Below are 16,137 nucleotides of genomic sequence, written 5' to 3' on the forward strand. Positions count from 1 at the left end.
GGGGCGGCCGTCCGCGCCGGCGTGGCACCTGCCGGCGCGGGCGTGACGACGGTCGCGGCGGCGGGCGACGGGCCGAGGACGAGCAGGGCGGTGGACATCGCCACGAGGGTGACCGGGATGCGCATCCGCACAGGGTGGCCCATGACTAGTCCTTTTGTCACCGCTTCCACACATAAGGAGTCGTCGTCGTGACCTTGACGAGCCCGGACCGCTCGAGGATCGGCCGCGAGAACTCCGTCGAGTCGCTGTGGATGAAGCGCTTCCCGTGCCGGATCGCCGACCGGGCGCGCGCCGCCGTGAGCGCCCGGTAGATCCCGCGCCCCCGGTGCTCGGGGCGGGTGGCGCCGCCCCAGATGCCGGCGAAGTCGGTACCGTCCACCGGCTCGAGGCGTCCGGCGCTGACGACCTGTCCGTCGACCTCGGCGACCCACATCTCCAGGTCGTCGCGGGTGCGGAGGCGGTGCAGGACCTCCTCGTCGTGGGCGGCGGCGTCCTCGGGGTCGTCGCCGAAGACCTCCGCCTGCATGGCCAGCATGGGCAGGACCTCGGCCTCCTCGCTCACCCGGCGCACGGTCACCCCCTCCGGGAGGGCGACGTCGACGGCGAGCAGGGCCGCGTCACCGACCATGACCGACTCCGTCTCCTCGGGCTCGAACCCGGCCGCGAGCAGCGCCGCGTGCAGGCCCGGGGCGTGGTCGTGACCGCGGGTCTTCCACTCGACCTTGAGGATCTCGGGCTGGGCGCGGTAGTGCTCCACCGCCGCGGCGACGAGCTCCGCGACCGACTCCGCCGTCGCCGGTCCGGCATCGCTGTCGAGGGTGCGGTAGGTGATGAACCCCCGGCCCCCGAGGTAGGTCGCGAGGAGCAGCGGTCCGATCGCCGTCGACGAGAGGGCCGAGGGGATCTCGGCGTCGCGGCGGAGCTGGGCGTCGTAGGCCGCGAGCAGGCTCGCCGCGTCGGGTGCAGTCATCCGGGGAGCCTGTCAGGAGGGGCGGCGGCCCGCCACCGTATTGCGGCAGCCGCTGCGCCCTCGGCGAACACCGTGAGAAGTTCTGGCACTCGAGTTGACCGAGTGCTAACGACCGACCTAGATTTGGGGCATTGGCACTCGCCTCGTGTGAGTGCCAGCGCACGCGGCTCGACTCGACCCCCGCGACGGCGATTCGGATCCACAGCACCGCAGCGCGTACGCACACCTGTCCACCATCGACTCATCCCAAAGGGGAGGTCACACAGTGTCGGTTTCCATCAAGCCGCTCGAGGACCGCATCGTCATCAAGTCGCTCGAGGCCGAGCAGACCACGGCGTCCGGTCTCGTCATCCCGGACACCGCGAAGGAGAAGCCCCAGGAGGGCGAGGTCCTCGCGGTCGGCCCCGGTCGCATCGACGACAACGGCAACCGTGTCCCGCTCGACGTCGCCGTCGGCGACCGCGTCATCTTCAGCAAGTACGGCGGCACCGAGGTCAAGCACGGCGGCCAGGAGCTCCTCATCCTGAGCGCCCGCGACGTCCTCGCGGTCGTCGGCTGATCGACGCACCGCCCGTGCCCTCGCGGCACACCTGAACCACCGCGTATGCCGTGGGCTCGCCTCCACGGTGAGCCCACGGCATACGCGCATTCGACCGACGTGCCCCACGGGGGCACCTCCTCCGACAACTGAAGGACATTCATGGCCAAGGAACTTGAGTTCAACGACGCCGCTCGCAAGGCGCTCGAGCGGGGCGTCGACGCCCTCGCCAACGCGGTCAAGGTGACGCTCGGCCCGAAGGGTCGCAACGTCGTCATCGACAAGAAGTGGGGCGCCCCCACGATCACCAACGACGGCGTGACCATCGCCCGCGAGATCGAGCTCGAGGACGCCTACGAGAACCTCGGCGCGCAGCTCGCCAAGGAGGTCGCGACCAAGACCAACGACGTCGCCGGTGACGGCACGACGACCGCGACCGTCCTCGCCCAGGCCATGGTCCGCGAGGGCCTGCGCAACGTCACCGCCGGTGCCGCTCCGGCGGCGCTCAAGCGCGGCATGGACAAGGCCGTCGACGCGGTGTCCGAGCGCCTGCTCGAGAACGCCCGCGAGGTCGACGGCAAGGACGAGATCGCGTCCGTCGCGTCCCTGTCGGCGCAGGACCCCGAGATCGGCGCCACCATCGCCGAGGCGTTCGACAAGGTCGGCAAGGACGGCGTCATCACCGTCGAGGAGTCCTCGACCGCCTCCACCGAGCTCGAGTTCACCGAGGGCATGCAGTTCGACAAGGGCTACATCTCGCCGTACTTCATCTCCGACGCCGAGCGCATGGAGGCCGTCCTCGAGGACGCCTACATCCTCATCAACCAGGGCAAGATCTCGGCGATCGCCGACGTCCTGCCGATCCTCGAGAAGGTCGTCCAGTCGGGCAAGCCGCTCGTCATCATCTCCGAGGACGTCGACGGCGAGGCGCTGTCCACGCTCGTCGTCAACAAGATCCGCGGCACCTTCAACGTCGTCGCCGTCAAGGCACCCGGCTTCGGTGACCGTCGCAAGGCGATGCTCCAGGACATGGCCGTCCTCACCGGTGGCCAGGTCATCGCCGAGGAGGTCGGGCTCAAGCTCGAGTCGGCCGACCTCACCGTGCTCGGCCAGGCGCGTCGCGTCGTCGTCACCAAGGACACGACGACGATCATCGACGGCGCGGGCGACCGCACCGAGGTCGAGGGCCGCGTCGGCCAGATCAAGGCCGAGATCGAGCGCACCGACTCCGACTGGGACCGCGAGAAGCTCCAGGAGCGCCTCGCCAAGCTCGCCGGTGGCGTCTGCGTCATCAAGGTCGGTGCCCACACCGAGGTCGAGCTCAAGGAGAAGAAGCACCGCATCGAGGACGCCATCTCGGCGACCCGCGCGGCCATCGAGGAGGGCATCGTCGCCGGTGGCGGCTCCGCCCTCATCCAGGCCGTCAAGGTCATCGACGGTCTCGGCCTCGAGGGTGACGAGAAGGTCGGCGCCGCCATCGTGCAGAAGGCCGCGGCCGAGCCGCTGCGCTGGATCGCCGAGAACGCCGGCCTCCAGGGCTACGTCGCCGTCGCCAAGGTCTCCGAGCTCGAGCCGGGGATGGGCCTCAACGCCGCCACGGGCGAGTACGAGGACCTCGTCAAGGCCGGCGTCATCGACCCGGTCAAGGTGACGCGCTCCGCGCTGCGCAACGCCGCGTCGATCGCCTCCATGGTCCTCACGACCGACACCCTCGTCGTCGAGAAGAAGGTCGACGAGGACGGCAACTCCGCGGGCCACGGCCACGGCGGTCACGGCCACTCGCACTGAGCCGTTCGCTCCTGACAGACGCGTATGCCGCGTGCCTCCCTCCGGGGACGCACGCGGCATACGCGTTGGTGTGGGCCGGGGCGGCCTGACCTCAGGTGACCGTCACGGTCACCGTGGCGAGGGTGTCGTTGCGGCTGTCGCCCACGAGGACCCGGGCGCGGTAGCTGCCCGGCGCGGCCCACGTGTGCGACCCCGTGAGGGTCGCCGTGCCGTCGGCGGCCACGGTGACCGTCGCGTCCTGGGTGACGCTGCCGTCACCCCAGGCGACCCGGGCGGTGTAGCCGCCGGCGGCGGGCACGCCCCCCGTGACCGTGCCGAGCGTCACCGCCGAGGCGGACCCGGCCTGCGCCGTTGCGCCGGTGGCCGGGGTCACCGTGAGCGGGCTGCCGTTGTCGGCGACCGCGAACACGTGGATCCGACCGGCGGACTGCGGGTTGCCGGTCTGCGCCGGCAGGGTCACCGACGCCACGGTCCGGCCGGCGGGGATCGTCAGCGGCGCGGTCGCGAACAGTTTGAGGTGGCAGCCGTCCGTGCTCGTCCCGTTGAGCCGCGACGTCATCTCGACGGCGACGGCGTTGCCGAACTTGGCAGAGCCGCACCAGTCGCCGTACTGGATCGGGTATGCCGTCGACGTGCCGTCCGTGAACGTCACCGTCCCGACGGTGTCCTGGTCCTTCTGGGTCGCCGTGCCGATGAGGCTCAGCTTCGTCGCACCCGGGGCCAGGGTCACCGGCAGGGTCTGTCCGGCACCGCTGGCGTTGTCGTTCTCCCCGGCGGGGATCGCGGGCAGCGACCAGCGCAGGTCGGTGCCCGGGACGGTGAGCAGCCTGCCCGGCGAGGCGCCGGCCTCGACGAGGGCCGGACGGGAGATGCCCGCCTGCCCGCCGTCGCAGGTGCTCTCGGTGCCGGGCTCCCCGATGCAGACGAGGTTGAACCCGGAGGCGTACGACGGGACGACGGCCTGGTGGACCGTGACGCCGCCGATGCTGCTGGCCTCGCCCTTGCGGTCCTTCACGGTGACGACGGTCTCGTAGTAGCCCGGCTCGGCCCAGGTGTGCTCACCCTTGACCGTGTAGGAGCCGAGGTCGCCGGCCGTGATGGCCCCGACCGACGACGTGCCGTCGCCCCAGGCGATGGTGGCCGAGTAGTCGGCGACCGTGGTGCCCTTGCCTCCGGAGAAGGTGCCGACGGTACCGGCGACCTTCTGCCCCTCGATGCCCTCGAGGGTGGTCGTGGCGCTCACCGTCACGTCGGTGTTCTGCGCCTTCGACCCGTCGGTGAGGAACTCGACCTCGGACAGCGTCGGCGTCCCGGTGCTCGCCGTGACGACGAGGCGGTAGGACGTGTACGTCCCCGGCTCGGCGATCCTGAACGGACGGGTCTGCGTGCGCCAGGCGAACGCCTCACCCGAGCGGCTGTCGATGGTCTCCCATGTCGTGCCGTTCCTGGAGCCCTCGACCCGCCACGCGGACGGCTCCCCGGCGGAGGCGCCGTTGGTCAACGAGTAGAACGTCGCCCGCTGGCCGATGCCGGACAGCGCGTACGTCACCGTCGGCGTGGCCGTGCTGAAGGTGGTGGCCGTCGTCGACGTGTTGTCGAACAGCGGTGCGGCGGTGGTCGTGCCCGTCGCGGTGGCCGTGCCCCGGTTCGGTCCGGTCGCGTCCCTCAGCGGCGCCGGCATGGCGTCGCCCTTGGTCAGCGACGGGGGAGCGGCGTTCGGCTTGGTGCCGTAGTCGGACGGCGAGGCGCCCATGGCGAAGTCGATCGTCGTGGCTCCCACGAGCTTGCCGTGCGCGATGGAGACACCCGGGTGCCCCTCACCGCCGACGGTGAGCTTCTGCACGTAGATGTTGCGCTCCGAGTTGTTCGGCGCGTTGACGACGAGGTCACCCTGGGTGCGGTGCACGGTCGCCTTGGTGAACTTCGGCGACCCGACGGCCCACTGCGCCGAACCGACCTGCAGCGGGTAGAGGCCCAGTGACGACAGCGTGTTCCACGCCGACTGCTCGCCGTTGTCCTCGTCGCCGGCGTAGCCCTGGCCGATGTCGCCACCGACGTAGAGGCGGCGCAGGATCTCGCGCACCTTCTCGGCGGTCCGGGACTGCTTGCCGGTCCAGTTGTACATGTACGGGATGTGGTGCGAGACCTGGTTGCTCATCCCGAACATGCCCATCCGGACGTCGCGGGCCTCGATGATCTCGTGGATGATCCCGCCGTAGCTGCCGGGCTTGGTCCCGGTCTCGGGGGTGGTGAAGAACTCGTCGAGCTTGTCGGCCATCGCCTCGCGCCCTCCGAGGAGGTTCGCGAGCCCGTTGCCGTCGTGCGGTGCGTGGAAGGCGAAGTTCCAGCCGTTCGTCTCGGTGTAGCCGCCGCCCCAGACCTCGGGGTCGAAGTTCGGCGCGAACTCACCGTTCGCCGACCGCACCCGCAGGAAGCCGCTCGCCGGGTCGAAGTGGTTCGTGTATGCCGTGGCGCGCTTGAGGAAGTACTCGGACTCCTCGGCGAGGGTGGCGCGACGCTTGGCCGGGACGGTCTGGTCCTGGGCGAGCTTCGCGGCCTGGTTGCCGATCCCGAAGTCGTTGATGAGGCCCTCGAGGCCCCACGAGACGCTCTCGTGCGTGCTGTCCGGGGTGAAGCCGAGGAAGGTCGAGGTCGCGAGCCCCTTGCGGCCGACGCCGGACGACGGCGGCAGCACGGTGGCGTTCTTGAGGGCGGCGTCGTAGGTGCCGACCTTGTCGGGCAGCGGGACGCCCTTGACGAAGGCGTCGGCGAACGAGGCGTCCGAGCTGGTACCGGTCATGAGGTCGGCGTAGCCCGGGGAGGACCAGCGCGCGACCCAGCCACCGTCGCGGTACTGCTGGACGAACCCGTCGGCGATCTCCGCCGCGAACTCCGGGTAGAGCAGGGAGTAGGCCGGCCAGACCGTCCGGTACGTGTCCCAGAAGCCGTTGTTGACGTAGATCTTGCCGTTCTTGACGGGGGCGTTCGTCGTCGTCGCGGTCGCGGCGCCCGACTTCGGTGAGACCGGGCTGGCGTACTGGTAGGTCGGCGCGGAGGCCGTGCCGGTGTTCTCGAACTGGCTGTTCGGGTAGAGGTTGAGGCGGTAGAGGTTGGAGTACAGGGTGCGCAGCTCGGAGTCGCTGGCCCCCTCCACCTCGACCACGCCGAGGCGCTTGTCCCACAGGGCCTTTGCCGCGCCCTGCACCTCGGAGAAGGCCCGACCGGTGAGCTCCAGCGCGCCGTTGCGCCTGGCCTGGTCGAGGGAGATGAACGAGGTGGCGAGCCGGAGCTCGACGTCACGGTCGGTGGTCGTGTCGAACGTGGCGTAGCGGGTGCCGGAGTGGCCGTTCGGGGCGACGCCCGTGGCGGTGGCGGCGCGGTCGAACGTGCCGTGGACGAACATCCGGCTGCGGCCCACGGAGAGCCCGCTGCCGTTGTCGACCCAGCCGCTCAGCGTGCCGGCGGCGGCGTCGACGGTGAAGGTGCCGTTGTTGTCGACCGTGTCGAGGACGAGGCTGCCGGTGGGCGCCGCGTCCGGGAAGGTGAAGCGGTAGACACCGCCGTGGTCGGCCGGTGCGGTCTCGGCGACGATCCCGCCGTCGAGGTGGACCCGGTAGTGGTCCGGGCGGGCGACCTCGTCGTCGTGGTCGAACGCGATGGCCCGCCCGGACGCGCTGCCGGTCGGGACGCCCTGGGCGATCGAGGGCATGACCGACATCTGGTTGCGGTCACCCATCCACGGGGACGGCTCGTGGGAGATGCCGAGGCCCTGGAGCGTCGGGCGGTTCTGCGCGTTGTTGCGGGCCTGGTAGTCGTACTGCCACGTCTGCGAGTTGGCGTTCGTCACGGGCGTGAAGAACGTGAACCCGTTGGGGACGGCGCTGATCGGGAGGTTGTTGCCGCGCGAGAACGAGCCCGACGAGTTCGTGCCACGCCGCACGTCCACGGCATACGACGGGCTGGAGCGGTCGAGCGCGACGGGTGCGGGGTCGATGGTGATGTCGTCCACCCAGCCGCCGAACGTCGTCTCCTTCGTCGGGCTCGCGGTGTTGTCGTAGCCGAGGACGATCGCGTCGATCGTCTTGCCCCGGGCCGAGGCGCCGAGGTCGACGGTGACCGAGTTCCACTGTGCGGCGTAGAGGATCTTGCCGACACCCTGGCCGTTCGGGGAGGCCGCCGTGTCGTGCGTGTCGGTCGCGCCGAGGGCGGACAGGAACGTGCCGTCGGTGAAGCGCAGGTCGACCGCGGTGTACGTCGAGGGGTAGGACAGGTCGCCGGTGATCATATCGGGGGCGATCTTGTAGCTCAGCTGCGAGCGGTCGCCCACCGCCACGTCGACGTCGAAGAGGCGGTTCCACGCGAAGCCGCGCCCGGCGGCGGTGTGCCGCCCGCCGTAACGCATCGCCTTGACGCCGGTCCAGCCGACGCTCGACTTGAGGTTGTAGCCGGAACGAGGTCCCGCGCCGACCGTGGAGACCATGGGGGCGATCTCCGGCTCGGTGTCCGTGACGTCGCCGAACAGGCCCCAGTCGGCGAGCTGCAGCAGGCTGGCGCCGTTGACCGCGGTGATGTTCAGCCGGTAGAAGGTGTAGTCCCCTGGCGTCGTCACGGTGAAGGTCTGCTTCTGCAGCCGGCTCGAGAAGCTGAGCCCGGTGCGGCGGTCGAGGTCGGTCCACGTCGTGCCGTCGGTCGAACCCTGGACGGTGACGTCCTTCGGGTCCCGCTCGGGGGCGTCGTTGGCCGACGTGAGCGTGTAGGTCAGCGCCCGCTTCGGGGTGGACAGCTGGTAGCGGACCCACCCGGTGGTCTGGAAGGCGAGCCACTTGGTGTCCGGGTTGGCGTCGGCGAGGTTCGCGGCCACCTCGCCCGGTCCGTTCTCGGCGCTCGCCGTGATGCCGGTGACCGAGCCGAGGAGGCTGCCGTCGGAGGCCACGCCCCCGGTGACGGTCTGCTGCCGGGGCCCGTCGGCGTCGACCTCGACGGTGGACTCGAGCGGCTGCGGCTGGCCCTCCTCGAAGGAGGTGGACCAGGCGCCGCCCTCGACGGCCGCCGGGGCCGCGGCTGGGCCTGCCGTGGGTGGCGGGGCGGCCACGGCGACGGAGGCCGTCGCCCACCCGAGGGTGAGGGCGAGGGCACCGGCCGTGAGGCCTCTGGGGACTGCGGTGGTGGGGCGCATGCTTCCTCCGGGGGGCTCGTCGTTGAGCGTCGGCCGATCTCCCGTGACCAGCCGTCCCGCCCGACCATGCTGGCCCGCCGCCGGCAGCGCAACGCGAGGACCCCACCTTGTCCGGTGAGGACACGACATCGGACAGGCTCGGGCGCCGCGGGCGTGGGATCAGGGGCCCACGTTGCCTTGGAGCACGGAGTTTGGTGTGATCAGGGAGTGACAGCGTTGTCAGGAAAGCGGACATCGGCCCGGCCGACCATGGCGGACGTGGCGGCGGAGGCCCACGTGTCCGTCAAGACGGTCTCGCGGGTCGTCAACCGGGAGCCGGGGGTGCGCCGCGACACCGAGCAGCGCGTGCGCGGGGTCATCGACCGCATCGGGTTCATGCGCCACGACGGCGCCCGCATCCTGCGCCAGGGCCGCACCCAGACCATCGCGCTCGTCGTCGAGGACCTCGCGAACCCGTTCTACTCGCAGATCAGCGCCGCGGTCGAGCGCGAGGCCCGCATCCGTCAGCACCAGCTCATCACGGCGTCGGCCGAGGGCTCGCCGACCCGCGAGCGGGTCGTCCTCGAGGGGCTCATCAACCGCCGCGTCGACGGGCTCGTCGTCGTCCCTGCCGGGGAGCAGCCGGTGGTCGACCCGACGGTGTCGGCGAGCGGCACCCCCATCGTCTACGTCGACCGTCCGGTGCGTGGCGAGCCGTGCGACACGGTGATCAGCGACAACCCGGGAGGGGTGCGCAGCGCCGTCGAGCACCTCGTCGCCAACGGTCACCGGCGGATCGCGTTCCTCGGGGACGACGCCGAGTTCTGGACCGCACGGCAGCGGCGGGAGGCCTTCGTCGGCATCCACGACGCGCTGGGCCTGCCCGGCGACACCCGCGTGGTGATGGGTCCCCACACCGCCGACTCGCTCGCGACCCGGCTCAGCGCGTGGTCGCGCGAGCGGACGCCGGTCACCGCCGTGATCACCGGCAACAACCGGGTCACCCTCGCCGCGCTGCACGCCATGCGCGCCGTCGGGGTCGAGATGGGGCTCGTCGGCTACGACGACTTCGAGCTCGCCGACCTCGTCGAGCCCGCCGTGACCGTCGTCCACCAGGACCCGGCCTCGATCGGGCAGAAGGCGGTGCTCCAGCTCTTCGCCCGGCTGCTCGGTGACGAGTCGCCGGCCCAGACCGTCGTCATGCCGACCCGTCTCATCGTCCGGGAGTCCGGCCGGCTCCCCGCAACCGCACGTCTCCGGAAGGCTCTGCCATGACCGACACCCCCACCACCACGGCACCGGCCACGACCGCCACGCTGGCGGCCAACACCCCCCGTCGGTTCTACCGCGGCGGCGAGCGGATCCTCGCCTTCCGCGGGCTGGACGTGCCGGCGGACTTCGACGGCTACCGTCCCGAGGACTGGGTGGGCTCCACCGCGCATCTCTTCGCCGAGGGGGGCGGGGGAGTGACGACCCTGGACACCGGGGTCCCGCTGCCGGACGCCCTCCGGTCCGACCCGCACGGCTGGCTCGGCGCGGCGCACGTGGCCCGCTTCGGCGAGGAGCCGCACCTCCTCACCAAGCTGCTCGACAGCGGCGAGCGCCTGCCGGTCCACTCGCACCCGAGCCGGGAGTTCGCGGCCGCCCACCTCGACTGCGACCACGGCAAGACGGAGGCGTGGATCGTCCTCGTCGCCGAGCCCGGCGCGACCGTGTGGGTGGGCTTCCGCGACGAGCTCTCGCCCGAGGCGCTCGCCGATCTCGTCGACGCGCAGGACGAGCGCCTGCTCGCCGCCCTCAACCCCATCGAGGTCTCCGTCGGCGACGCCGTGCTCGTGCCCGCGGGCCAGCCGCATGCCATCGGCGAGGGCGTGCTCATCCTCGAGCTCCAGGAGCCGACCGACTTCTCGGTCATGCTCGAGCACGAGCGGTTCGGGCTGGAGCTCGACCACGCCTTCCTCGGCCTGGACCGCGCGCTGGCGCTGCGCAGCGTGGACCACGGACCGGTGACCGCCGAGCGGCTCGCGTCGCTGCGACGGCGGTGGGCCGACGTCGAGGGCCACGGGCCGGCCCTGCCCGACGAGGCGAGCGCGTTCTTCAGCGCCGAGGTGGTCCGGCCGGTGACGGGCGACGTCACCGTGCCCGCGGCATACGCGGCCGTCGTCGTCGTCGACGGCTCCGGCACGCTCACGTCCCGGCACGGGACCCGCGAGGTGCGGGCGGGCGACGTGCTGCTCGTCCCGCACGCGGCCGGCGACGTCACCGTGAGCGGCGACGTCACCCTCATCCGCTGCCTGCCCCCCACCGCCTGACCCGGCTCAGCGAGGGGGCGCTGCGCTGGAGCGGGCCAGCCGGGGGAGCAGGTGCTCGAGCTGACCCACCTCCTCGATGTTGTGGCGGACCCAGGCGCGCGCCATGTCGTCCGGGAACCGACGTCGCAGATGGGCGTTGACCGGCCCCATGAGGGCGCTGCGTGCGCCGATGTCCATCACGGTCACGTAGTGCGTGCCCTCGACGCAGGCGGACCACGTGTGTTCGAGCTGGAGGAGGATCGCCCCGGCGAACCGCGTCACCAGTCGGATGCCGGTCTCGTCGAGCTTCTCGACGCGGTCCACCACGTCGACGGCGTGGCGCGGGTCGCCACCGAAGGCCTCGACGATGCGGAAGCGTGCGCCTTCGCCGGCGCCGCCACCGGGGGCGGGCCGGTCCAGCTCCCAGCGGATGTGGTCGAGGGGGTGCCACGCCAGGTAGCGCGCGACGACGTCCCCGCCGTAGGAGATGGTGCCGTCCAGGTGGGTGAACCAGTCGAGCAGCATTGCCGGCGTCACGCCCGTCAGCGGGTGGTGGTCGATCGTGATCCGACGACGGCCATGCGGGGCGTCGGTGTGGCGGACGGTCGCCGTGCTGACGGCTCGCAGCGGGAACAGGACGGGAAGGGACATCGTCGCTCCATAGGGTACGGTGACGTTTCTTGTTGGGTCGAGCATAGATCCGGGCGCACAAGATACGCAAGCGTTTCCTCAACGAGGCGGGAGGCCGACATGGTGACGCGCCGACGTGGAGCTGAGCTCGACGACGCCATTCGGGCGGCGGCGCTGGAGCTGCTGGCCCGCGGCGGGCCGGCAGCGGTGACGATGGAGGCCGTCGCGAGCGCCGCCCGGACGAGCAAGCCGGTCCTCTACCGCCGCTGGCCGGACAGTCGGACCCTGTTGCGCGACACCCTGCTGGTCATCGCGAGGACCGCGATCCCGCACGAGGACACCGGCAGCTACCGCGGCGACATGCTGGCCCTGCTGCGCGGCTGGGCGGCCCTGTTCACGGGTCCGCAGGCCGCGATCCTGCGGGGGGTCGTCGCGGCGTCGGTCCAGGACGAGCAGCTTGCCGAGACCTTGCGCAGGGACGTCATCGGCTACCGGAAGGCGGAGATGTCCGCCCTGCTCGCCCGGGGCGTCGAGCGGGGGGACGTCCGCGTGGACGTGCCCGTCCACCTCGCACGGGAGCTGGGCCAGAGCGTGCTCTGGCACCGGCTCCTCGTCACCGGCGACCCCATCGACGACGACCTCGTCGTGGAGCTCGTGGACGAGGTCCTGGTGCCCTTCGTCGCACCCCGGCCCTAGAGCTCCTGGATGACGGCGAAGGTCTCGCCGGCGTAGCGGACGGTGTCACCGGGGCGCACCTGGCGACCCCGACGGGTGTCGACCTCGCCGTTGACCTCGACCTCGCCCGCCTCGATCACGGCTCGCGCGTCGGCGCCGTCCTCGACGACCGACGCGAACTTGAGGAGCTGGCCGAGGCGGATGCTCTCGCCGGCGATGGGGATCTCGGTGGGGGTCACGCGACCAAGGATAGGTGCGTCGCGAGGTGGCCTAGGGTGCGAGCATGCGCATGCTCGGAGTGCTCGGCGGGATGAGCTGGACCAGCACGGCGGCCTACTACCGCGGCCTCAACGAGGGCGTCGCGGCCCGGCTCGGGGGTCACCACTCGGCACGGCTCCTGCTCCACAGCGTCGACTTCGAGCCGGTCGTGCGCGCCCAGCACGCCGGCGACTGGGACGTCGCCACCACCGTGCTCACCGACGCCGCCCGGGGCCTCGCGGCCGGCGGCGCGGAGGCGATGCTCCTCGCGACCAACACCATGCACAAGGTCGCGGACGCCGTGCAGGACGCGGCCGGTGTCCCGCTGCTCCACATCGCCGACCCGACGGCGGACGCCCTCATCGCCGACGGGCGCAGGACGGTCGGGCTGCTCGCGACGCGGTTCACCATGGAGCACGACTTCTACGCCGGGCGGCTGCGCGAGCGCGGGCTCGACGTGCTGGTCCCCGCGGAGGACGACCGCAGGACGGTGCACCGGGTCATCTACGACGAGCTCGTCCACGACGTCGTCCGCGAGGAGTCGCGCGCGGAGTACGTGTCCGTGGTCGAGCGCCTCGCCGGGCGTGGCGCCGACGCGGTCATCCTCGGGTGCACCGAGATCGGCCTGCTGCTGCGCCCCGGCGACGGCGTCCTGCCGCAGTACGACACCACGGCGCTGCACGTGGGGGCCGGGGTCGACTGGCTCTGCGCCTGACGACGAGGCACATGAGGACCACGGTGGCCACGGTGACCACGTGGACACCAGGGGACCCGGAGGGGTCATGCCCGGGCGGCTGGACGGTTCTCCCTGATCCAGACCAGCCACCCGAGCACGTGTGGGGCGCCGGTCAGCCGGGAGTGTCCCTGGTCACTCCCGGCCGGCCTGCGGTGCGGTCACTCGGTGCCGACGGCGGTCAGCTCGCGAGCTCACGCTGGTTGATGATGCGGATCCGCTCGTCCTCGGTCATGCCGCCCCAGACGCCGTAGGGCTCGCGGGAGGCGAGGGCGTGCTCCCGGCACCGCTTGAGGACGGGGCACGTGTCACAGACGGCCTTGGCCCGGTCGTCGCGGCTGCGCCGCTGGTTGCCGCGCTCGCCCTCGGGATGGAAGAAGACCTCGGGGCTCACCTGGCGGCAGTGACCGTCGAACTGCCACTCCCAGACGTCGAGCGTCGGCTTGGGCAGTCGTGCGATGTCAGTCATGACCCCTCCTCCGTCCGGTCGACGCGTCGTCGCGCCGGCCATCCTCCGCGTCCGTGCCGCGCAGCATCAGGTTAGGAACGGGTTGGCATGCACCGGGTCTGGCCCGGGTAAAAAATTGGCAAAGTCAGGGCCCTCCGTGGCGGACTCCGACCGTGCCCGGGGCTGGCCTAGACTTGCGCAATGAGCCTTGGTGTCGACCGCCCCACCCACCTCGAGGCCGAGTCCGGCGCCCCGGCGCCGACGCCTTCCTCCCCCGCCCCGGCGCCCCGGGCGGCCGCGGTCCCCGAGGCCGCTCAGGGCCTCCCGGCACCGTTCGCCGAGCTGGGCCTGACCTACGACGACGTGCTGCTCCAGCCCGGCGAGACCGACGTCATCCCCAGCGAGGTCGACACCACCTCGCGCCTCACCCGCGAGATCAGCCTGCGGGTGCCGCTCGTGTCGGCGGCCATGGACACGGTCACCGAGGCGCGGATGGCCATCGCCATGGCCCGCGAGGGCGGCCTCGGGATCCTCCACCGCAACCTCTCGATCGAGGACCAGGCCTACCAGGTCGACCTCGTCAAGCGCACCCAGACCGGCCGCATCTCCAACCCCGTGACGATCGGCCCGGACGCGACCCTGGAGGACCTCGACGAGCAGTGCGGGCGCTACCGCGTCTCCGGCCTCCCGGTCCTCGACGAGGGCCGGCACCTGCTCGGCATCATCACCAACCGTGACCTCCGCTTCACCCCGGTCGCCGAGTGGGCCACGACGCTCGTGCGCGACGTCATGACGCCGATGCCGCTCTTCACCGGCCCCGAGGACATCGGGCACGAGGAGGCGACGAGGCTGCTGCGCCAGCACAAGCGTGAGCGACTGCCGCTCGTCGACTCCCAGGGCCGCCTCACCGGCCTCATCACGGTCAAGGACTTCGTCAAGTCCGAGCAGTTCCCGCACGCGAGCAAGGACGCCTCCGGCCGACTGCTCGTCGGTGCCGCGGTCGGCTACTTCGGCGAGGCCTGGCAGCGGGCGACGACCCTCATCGAGGCCGGGGTCGACGTCCTCGTCGTCGACACCGCCCACGGCCACGCGCGCCTGCTCCTCGAGATGATCGAGCGTCTCAAGAAGGACCCGGCCACCCGCCACGTCCAGGTCATCGGCGGCAACATCGCCACCCGCTCCGGCGCCCAGGCCCTCATCGACGCCGGCGTCGACGCCGTCAAGGTCGGGGTCGGCCCGGGCTCGATCTGCACGACGCGCGTGGTCGCCGGCGTCGGCGTCCCGCAGGTCACCGCGATCCACAACGCCGCGCAGGCGTGCGGCCCGGCCGGGGTCCCGCTCATCGGCGACGGCGGCCTCCAGTACTCCGGCGACATCGCCAAGGCGCTCGTCGCCGGCGCCGACTCGGTGATGATCGGCTCGCTCTTCGCGGGCTGCGAGGAGTCGCCGGGTGAGCTCGTCTTCATCAACGGCAAGCAGTTCAAGGCCTACCGCGGCATGGGCTCGCTCGGCGCGATGAGCTCGCGCGGCAAGAAGTCCTACTCCAAGGACCGCTACTTCCAGGCCGACGTCACGAGCGACGACCGGATCGTCCCCGAGGGCATCGAAGGCCAGGTCGCCTACCGAGGACCGGTCGGGGCCGTGGCCCACCAGCTCGTCGGCGGGCTGCACCAGTCGATGTTCTACGTCGGCGCGCGCACCGTCACCGACCTCAAGGCCAAGGGCCGCTTCGTGCGGATCACGACGGCCGGGCTCAAGGAGAGCCACCCGCACGACATCTCCGGCATCGTCGAGGCGCCGAACTACTCGTCCCGCTGAGCCCCGTGCGCCACACTGGGGTCACCGACGACCAGCAGGAGCCCCCGATGCCCGACACCGACCCCCACGGCACGGACCTCGCGCACCGGGTGCACGTCGACCTGCCGCGGATCACCCCCGAGCAGATGACGACGTCGCAGCAGACCGAGCCGCCCCCCGACCCCACCGGGGGACGCGACGTCGACACGGAGTTCATGATCCGCCACTTCGGCTGAGCCGATCAGCCAGAGGAGAGGCGCTGGCTCCACGACGCGAGCGCGACGCCGCCCTCGCCGGTCCGGTCGACGTAGACGGCGGCGAGCATCGCGTGGCCGACCGCCCGGGTGACGCAGTCCGCGGCGGCCGTCTGCAGGCGGACGAGGTCGATCTCGTCCGGTGCCGGGCCGTCGCCCGTCGCGAGGGTGAACAGGGTGTCCCCGTCGTATGCCGTGTGCACCGGTGACAGGGCCCGCGCCAGGCCGTCGTGGCTCACCTCGGCGAGCTTGCGGCACTGCACCTTGGTCAGGGTCGCGTCCGTCGCGACCACCCCGATCGTCGTCGCGGTGCCCGCGCGCAGCTCGTCCGCCTCGGCGGCGCGCTCTTCCCAGTAGGTCCGGGCCCGCTCGGGGTCGGGAGCGGGCACCCGGGCGAACTCGTCCGCGAGGCCGGAGCGGACGGCATACAGGCTGCCGTCCCGGTCGCAGGGGGAGCCCATGGCGTTGACGACGACGAGCGCGCCCACCGTCACGCCGTCGACGACCGCACTGGCCGATCCCACGCCGCCGCGCAGGCCGCCGGAGCGCGCGCCGGTTCCCGCGCCGACCGCGCCCTGCTCGACCGGTCCGCCCGTCGCG

14 protein-coding genes are annotated in these 16,137 nt (G+C 71.8%); 8 read left to right on the forward strand and 6 right to left on the reverse strand.

Annotated features, from left to right (window positions below; all coding sequences use genetic code 11):
- Positions 1-157: 157 nt before the first annotated feature.
- Positions 158-970, reverse strand: coding sequence for a GNAT family N-acetyltransferase (locus N801_RS16580; RefSeq protein WP_035940233.1), 813 nt, complete (start codon positions 968-970; stop codon positions 158-160).
- A 265-nt stretch (positions 971-1,235) separates the two neighbouring features.
- Here N801_RS16580 and groES point away from each other — a divergent pair, with 265 nt between their 5' ends.
- Entirely contained in the window at positions 1,236-1,529 is a 294-nt protein-coding gene (gene groES / locus N801_RS16585; RefSeq protein ID WP_035940235.1) for a co-chaperone GroES, read from the forward strand.
- A gap of 141 nt (positions 1,530-1,670) precedes the next feature.
- Positions 1,671-3,296, forward strand: coding sequence for a chaperonin GroEL (gene groL, locus N801_RS16590; protein WP_035940237.1), 1,626 nt, complete (start codon positions 1,671-1,673; stop codon positions 3,294-3,296).
- 91 nt (positions 3,297-3,387) lie between these two features.
- Here the strand turns inward: groL and N801_RS16595 are convergent, their stop codons facing one another.
- The gene (locus tag N801_RS16595) at positions 3,388-8,472 is read right to left on the reverse strand and encodes a GH92 family glycosyl hydrolase (protein ID WP_035940239.1); all 5,085 of its coding nucleotides are present in this window, start codon (positions 8,470-8,472) and stop codon (positions 3,388-3,390) included.
- Between the two features lie 249 nt (positions 8,473-8,721).
- Between N801_RS16595 and N801_RS16600 the strand changes: the two genes are divergently transcribed.
- Together N801_RS16600 and N801_RS16605 are read left to right on the forward strand one after the other, a co-directional pair.
- Positions 8,722-9,726 (forward strand): LacI family DNA-binding transcriptional regulator, encoded by a 1,005-nt coding sequence (locus N801_RS16600; RefSeq protein ID WP_052113233.1) that lies wholly within the window; start codon positions 8,722-8,724, stop codon positions 9,724-9,726.
- Positions 9,723-10,763, forward strand: a complete 1,041-nt coding sequence (locus N801_RS16605; RefSeq protein ID WP_052113234.1) for a class I mannose-6-phosphate isomerase — start codon at positions 9,723-9,725, stop codon at positions 10,761-10,763. Before N801_RS16600 ends, N801_RS16605 begins: the two co-directional genes overlap by 4 nt.
- A 6-nt stretch (positions 10,764-10,769) precedes the next feature.
- On the opposite strand, the gene N801_RS16610 is transcribed toward N801_RS16605, so the two are convergent.
- Positions 10,770-11,393 carry a hypothetical protein gene (locus N801_RS16610; RefSeq protein ID WP_035940245.1) on the reverse strand — a complete coding sequence of 208 codons (624 nt, stop codon included), beginning with the start codon at positions 11,391-11,393 and terminating at the stop codon, positions 10,770-10,772.
- A gap of 99 nt (positions 11,394-11,492) precedes the next feature.
- Between N801_RS16610 and N801_RS16615 the strand changes: the two genes are divergently transcribed.
- On the forward strand, positions 11,493-12,068 hold the full coding sequence (locus N801_RS16615; RefSeq protein WP_035940246.1) for a TetR/AcrR family transcriptional regulator: 576 nt from the start codon (positions 11,493-11,495) through the stop codon (positions 12,066-12,068).
- Here the strand turns inward: N801_RS16615 and N801_RS16620 are convergent.
- Complete coding sequence (locus tag N801_RS16620; protein ID WP_035940247.1) at positions 12,065-12,286, reverse strand: RNA-binding S4 domain-containing protein; 222 nt, start codon at positions 12,284-12,286, stop codon at positions 12,065-12,067. The genes N801_RS16615 and N801_RS16620 overlap by 4 nt on opposite strands.
- A 44-nt stretch (positions 12,287-12,330) precedes the next feature.
- Here N801_RS16620 and N801_RS16625 point away from each other — a divergent pair, with 44 nt between their 5' ends.
- On the forward strand, positions 12,331-13,020 hold the full coding sequence (locus tag N801_RS16625) for an aspartate/glutamate racemase family protein (RefSeq protein ID WP_035940249.1): 690 nt from the start codon (positions 12,331-12,333) through the stop codon (positions 13,018-13,020).
- Between the two features lie 199 nt (positions 13,021-13,219).
- Here N801_RS16625 and N801_RS16630 read toward each other — a convergent pair whose 3' ends face one another.
- Positions 13,220-13,507, reverse strand: coding sequence for a WhiB family transcriptional regulator (locus N801_RS16630; protein WP_035940251.1), 288 nt, complete (start codon positions 13,505-13,507; stop codon positions 13,220-13,222).
- 180 nt (positions 13,508-13,687) lie between these two features.
- Here N801_RS16630 and guaB point away from each other — a divergent pair, with 180 nt between their 5' ends.
- Both guaB and N801_RS16640 read left to right on the forward strand, forming a co-directional pair.
- On the forward strand, positions 13,688-15,304 hold the full coding sequence (gene guaB / locus N801_RS16635; RefSeq protein WP_084109160.1) for an IMP dehydrogenase: 1,617 nt from the start codon (positions 13,688-13,690) through the stop codon (positions 15,302-15,304).
- Positions 15,305-15,309: 5 nt separating this feature from the next.
- Positions 15,310-15,519 carry a hypothetical protein gene (locus N801_RS16640; RefSeq protein ID WP_035940253.1) on the forward strand — a complete coding sequence of 70 codons (210 nt, stop codon included), beginning with the start codon at positions 15,310-15,312 and terminating at the stop codon, positions 15,517-15,519.
- Positions 15,520-15,524: 5 nt separating this feature from the next.
- Here N801_RS16640 and N801_RS16645 read toward each other — a convergent pair.
- Positions 15,525-16,137: P1 family peptidase (locus tag N801_RS16645; protein ID WP_035940256.1), on the reverse strand; the 613-nt coding region annotated here is incomplete at its 5' end.

It is taken from the genome of Knoellia aerolata DSM 18566, from assembly GCF_000768695.1.
In the GTDB taxonomy this organism is placed as follows: Bacteria; Actinomycetota; Actinomycetes; order Actinomycetales; family Dermatophilaceae; genus Knoellia; species Knoellia aerolata.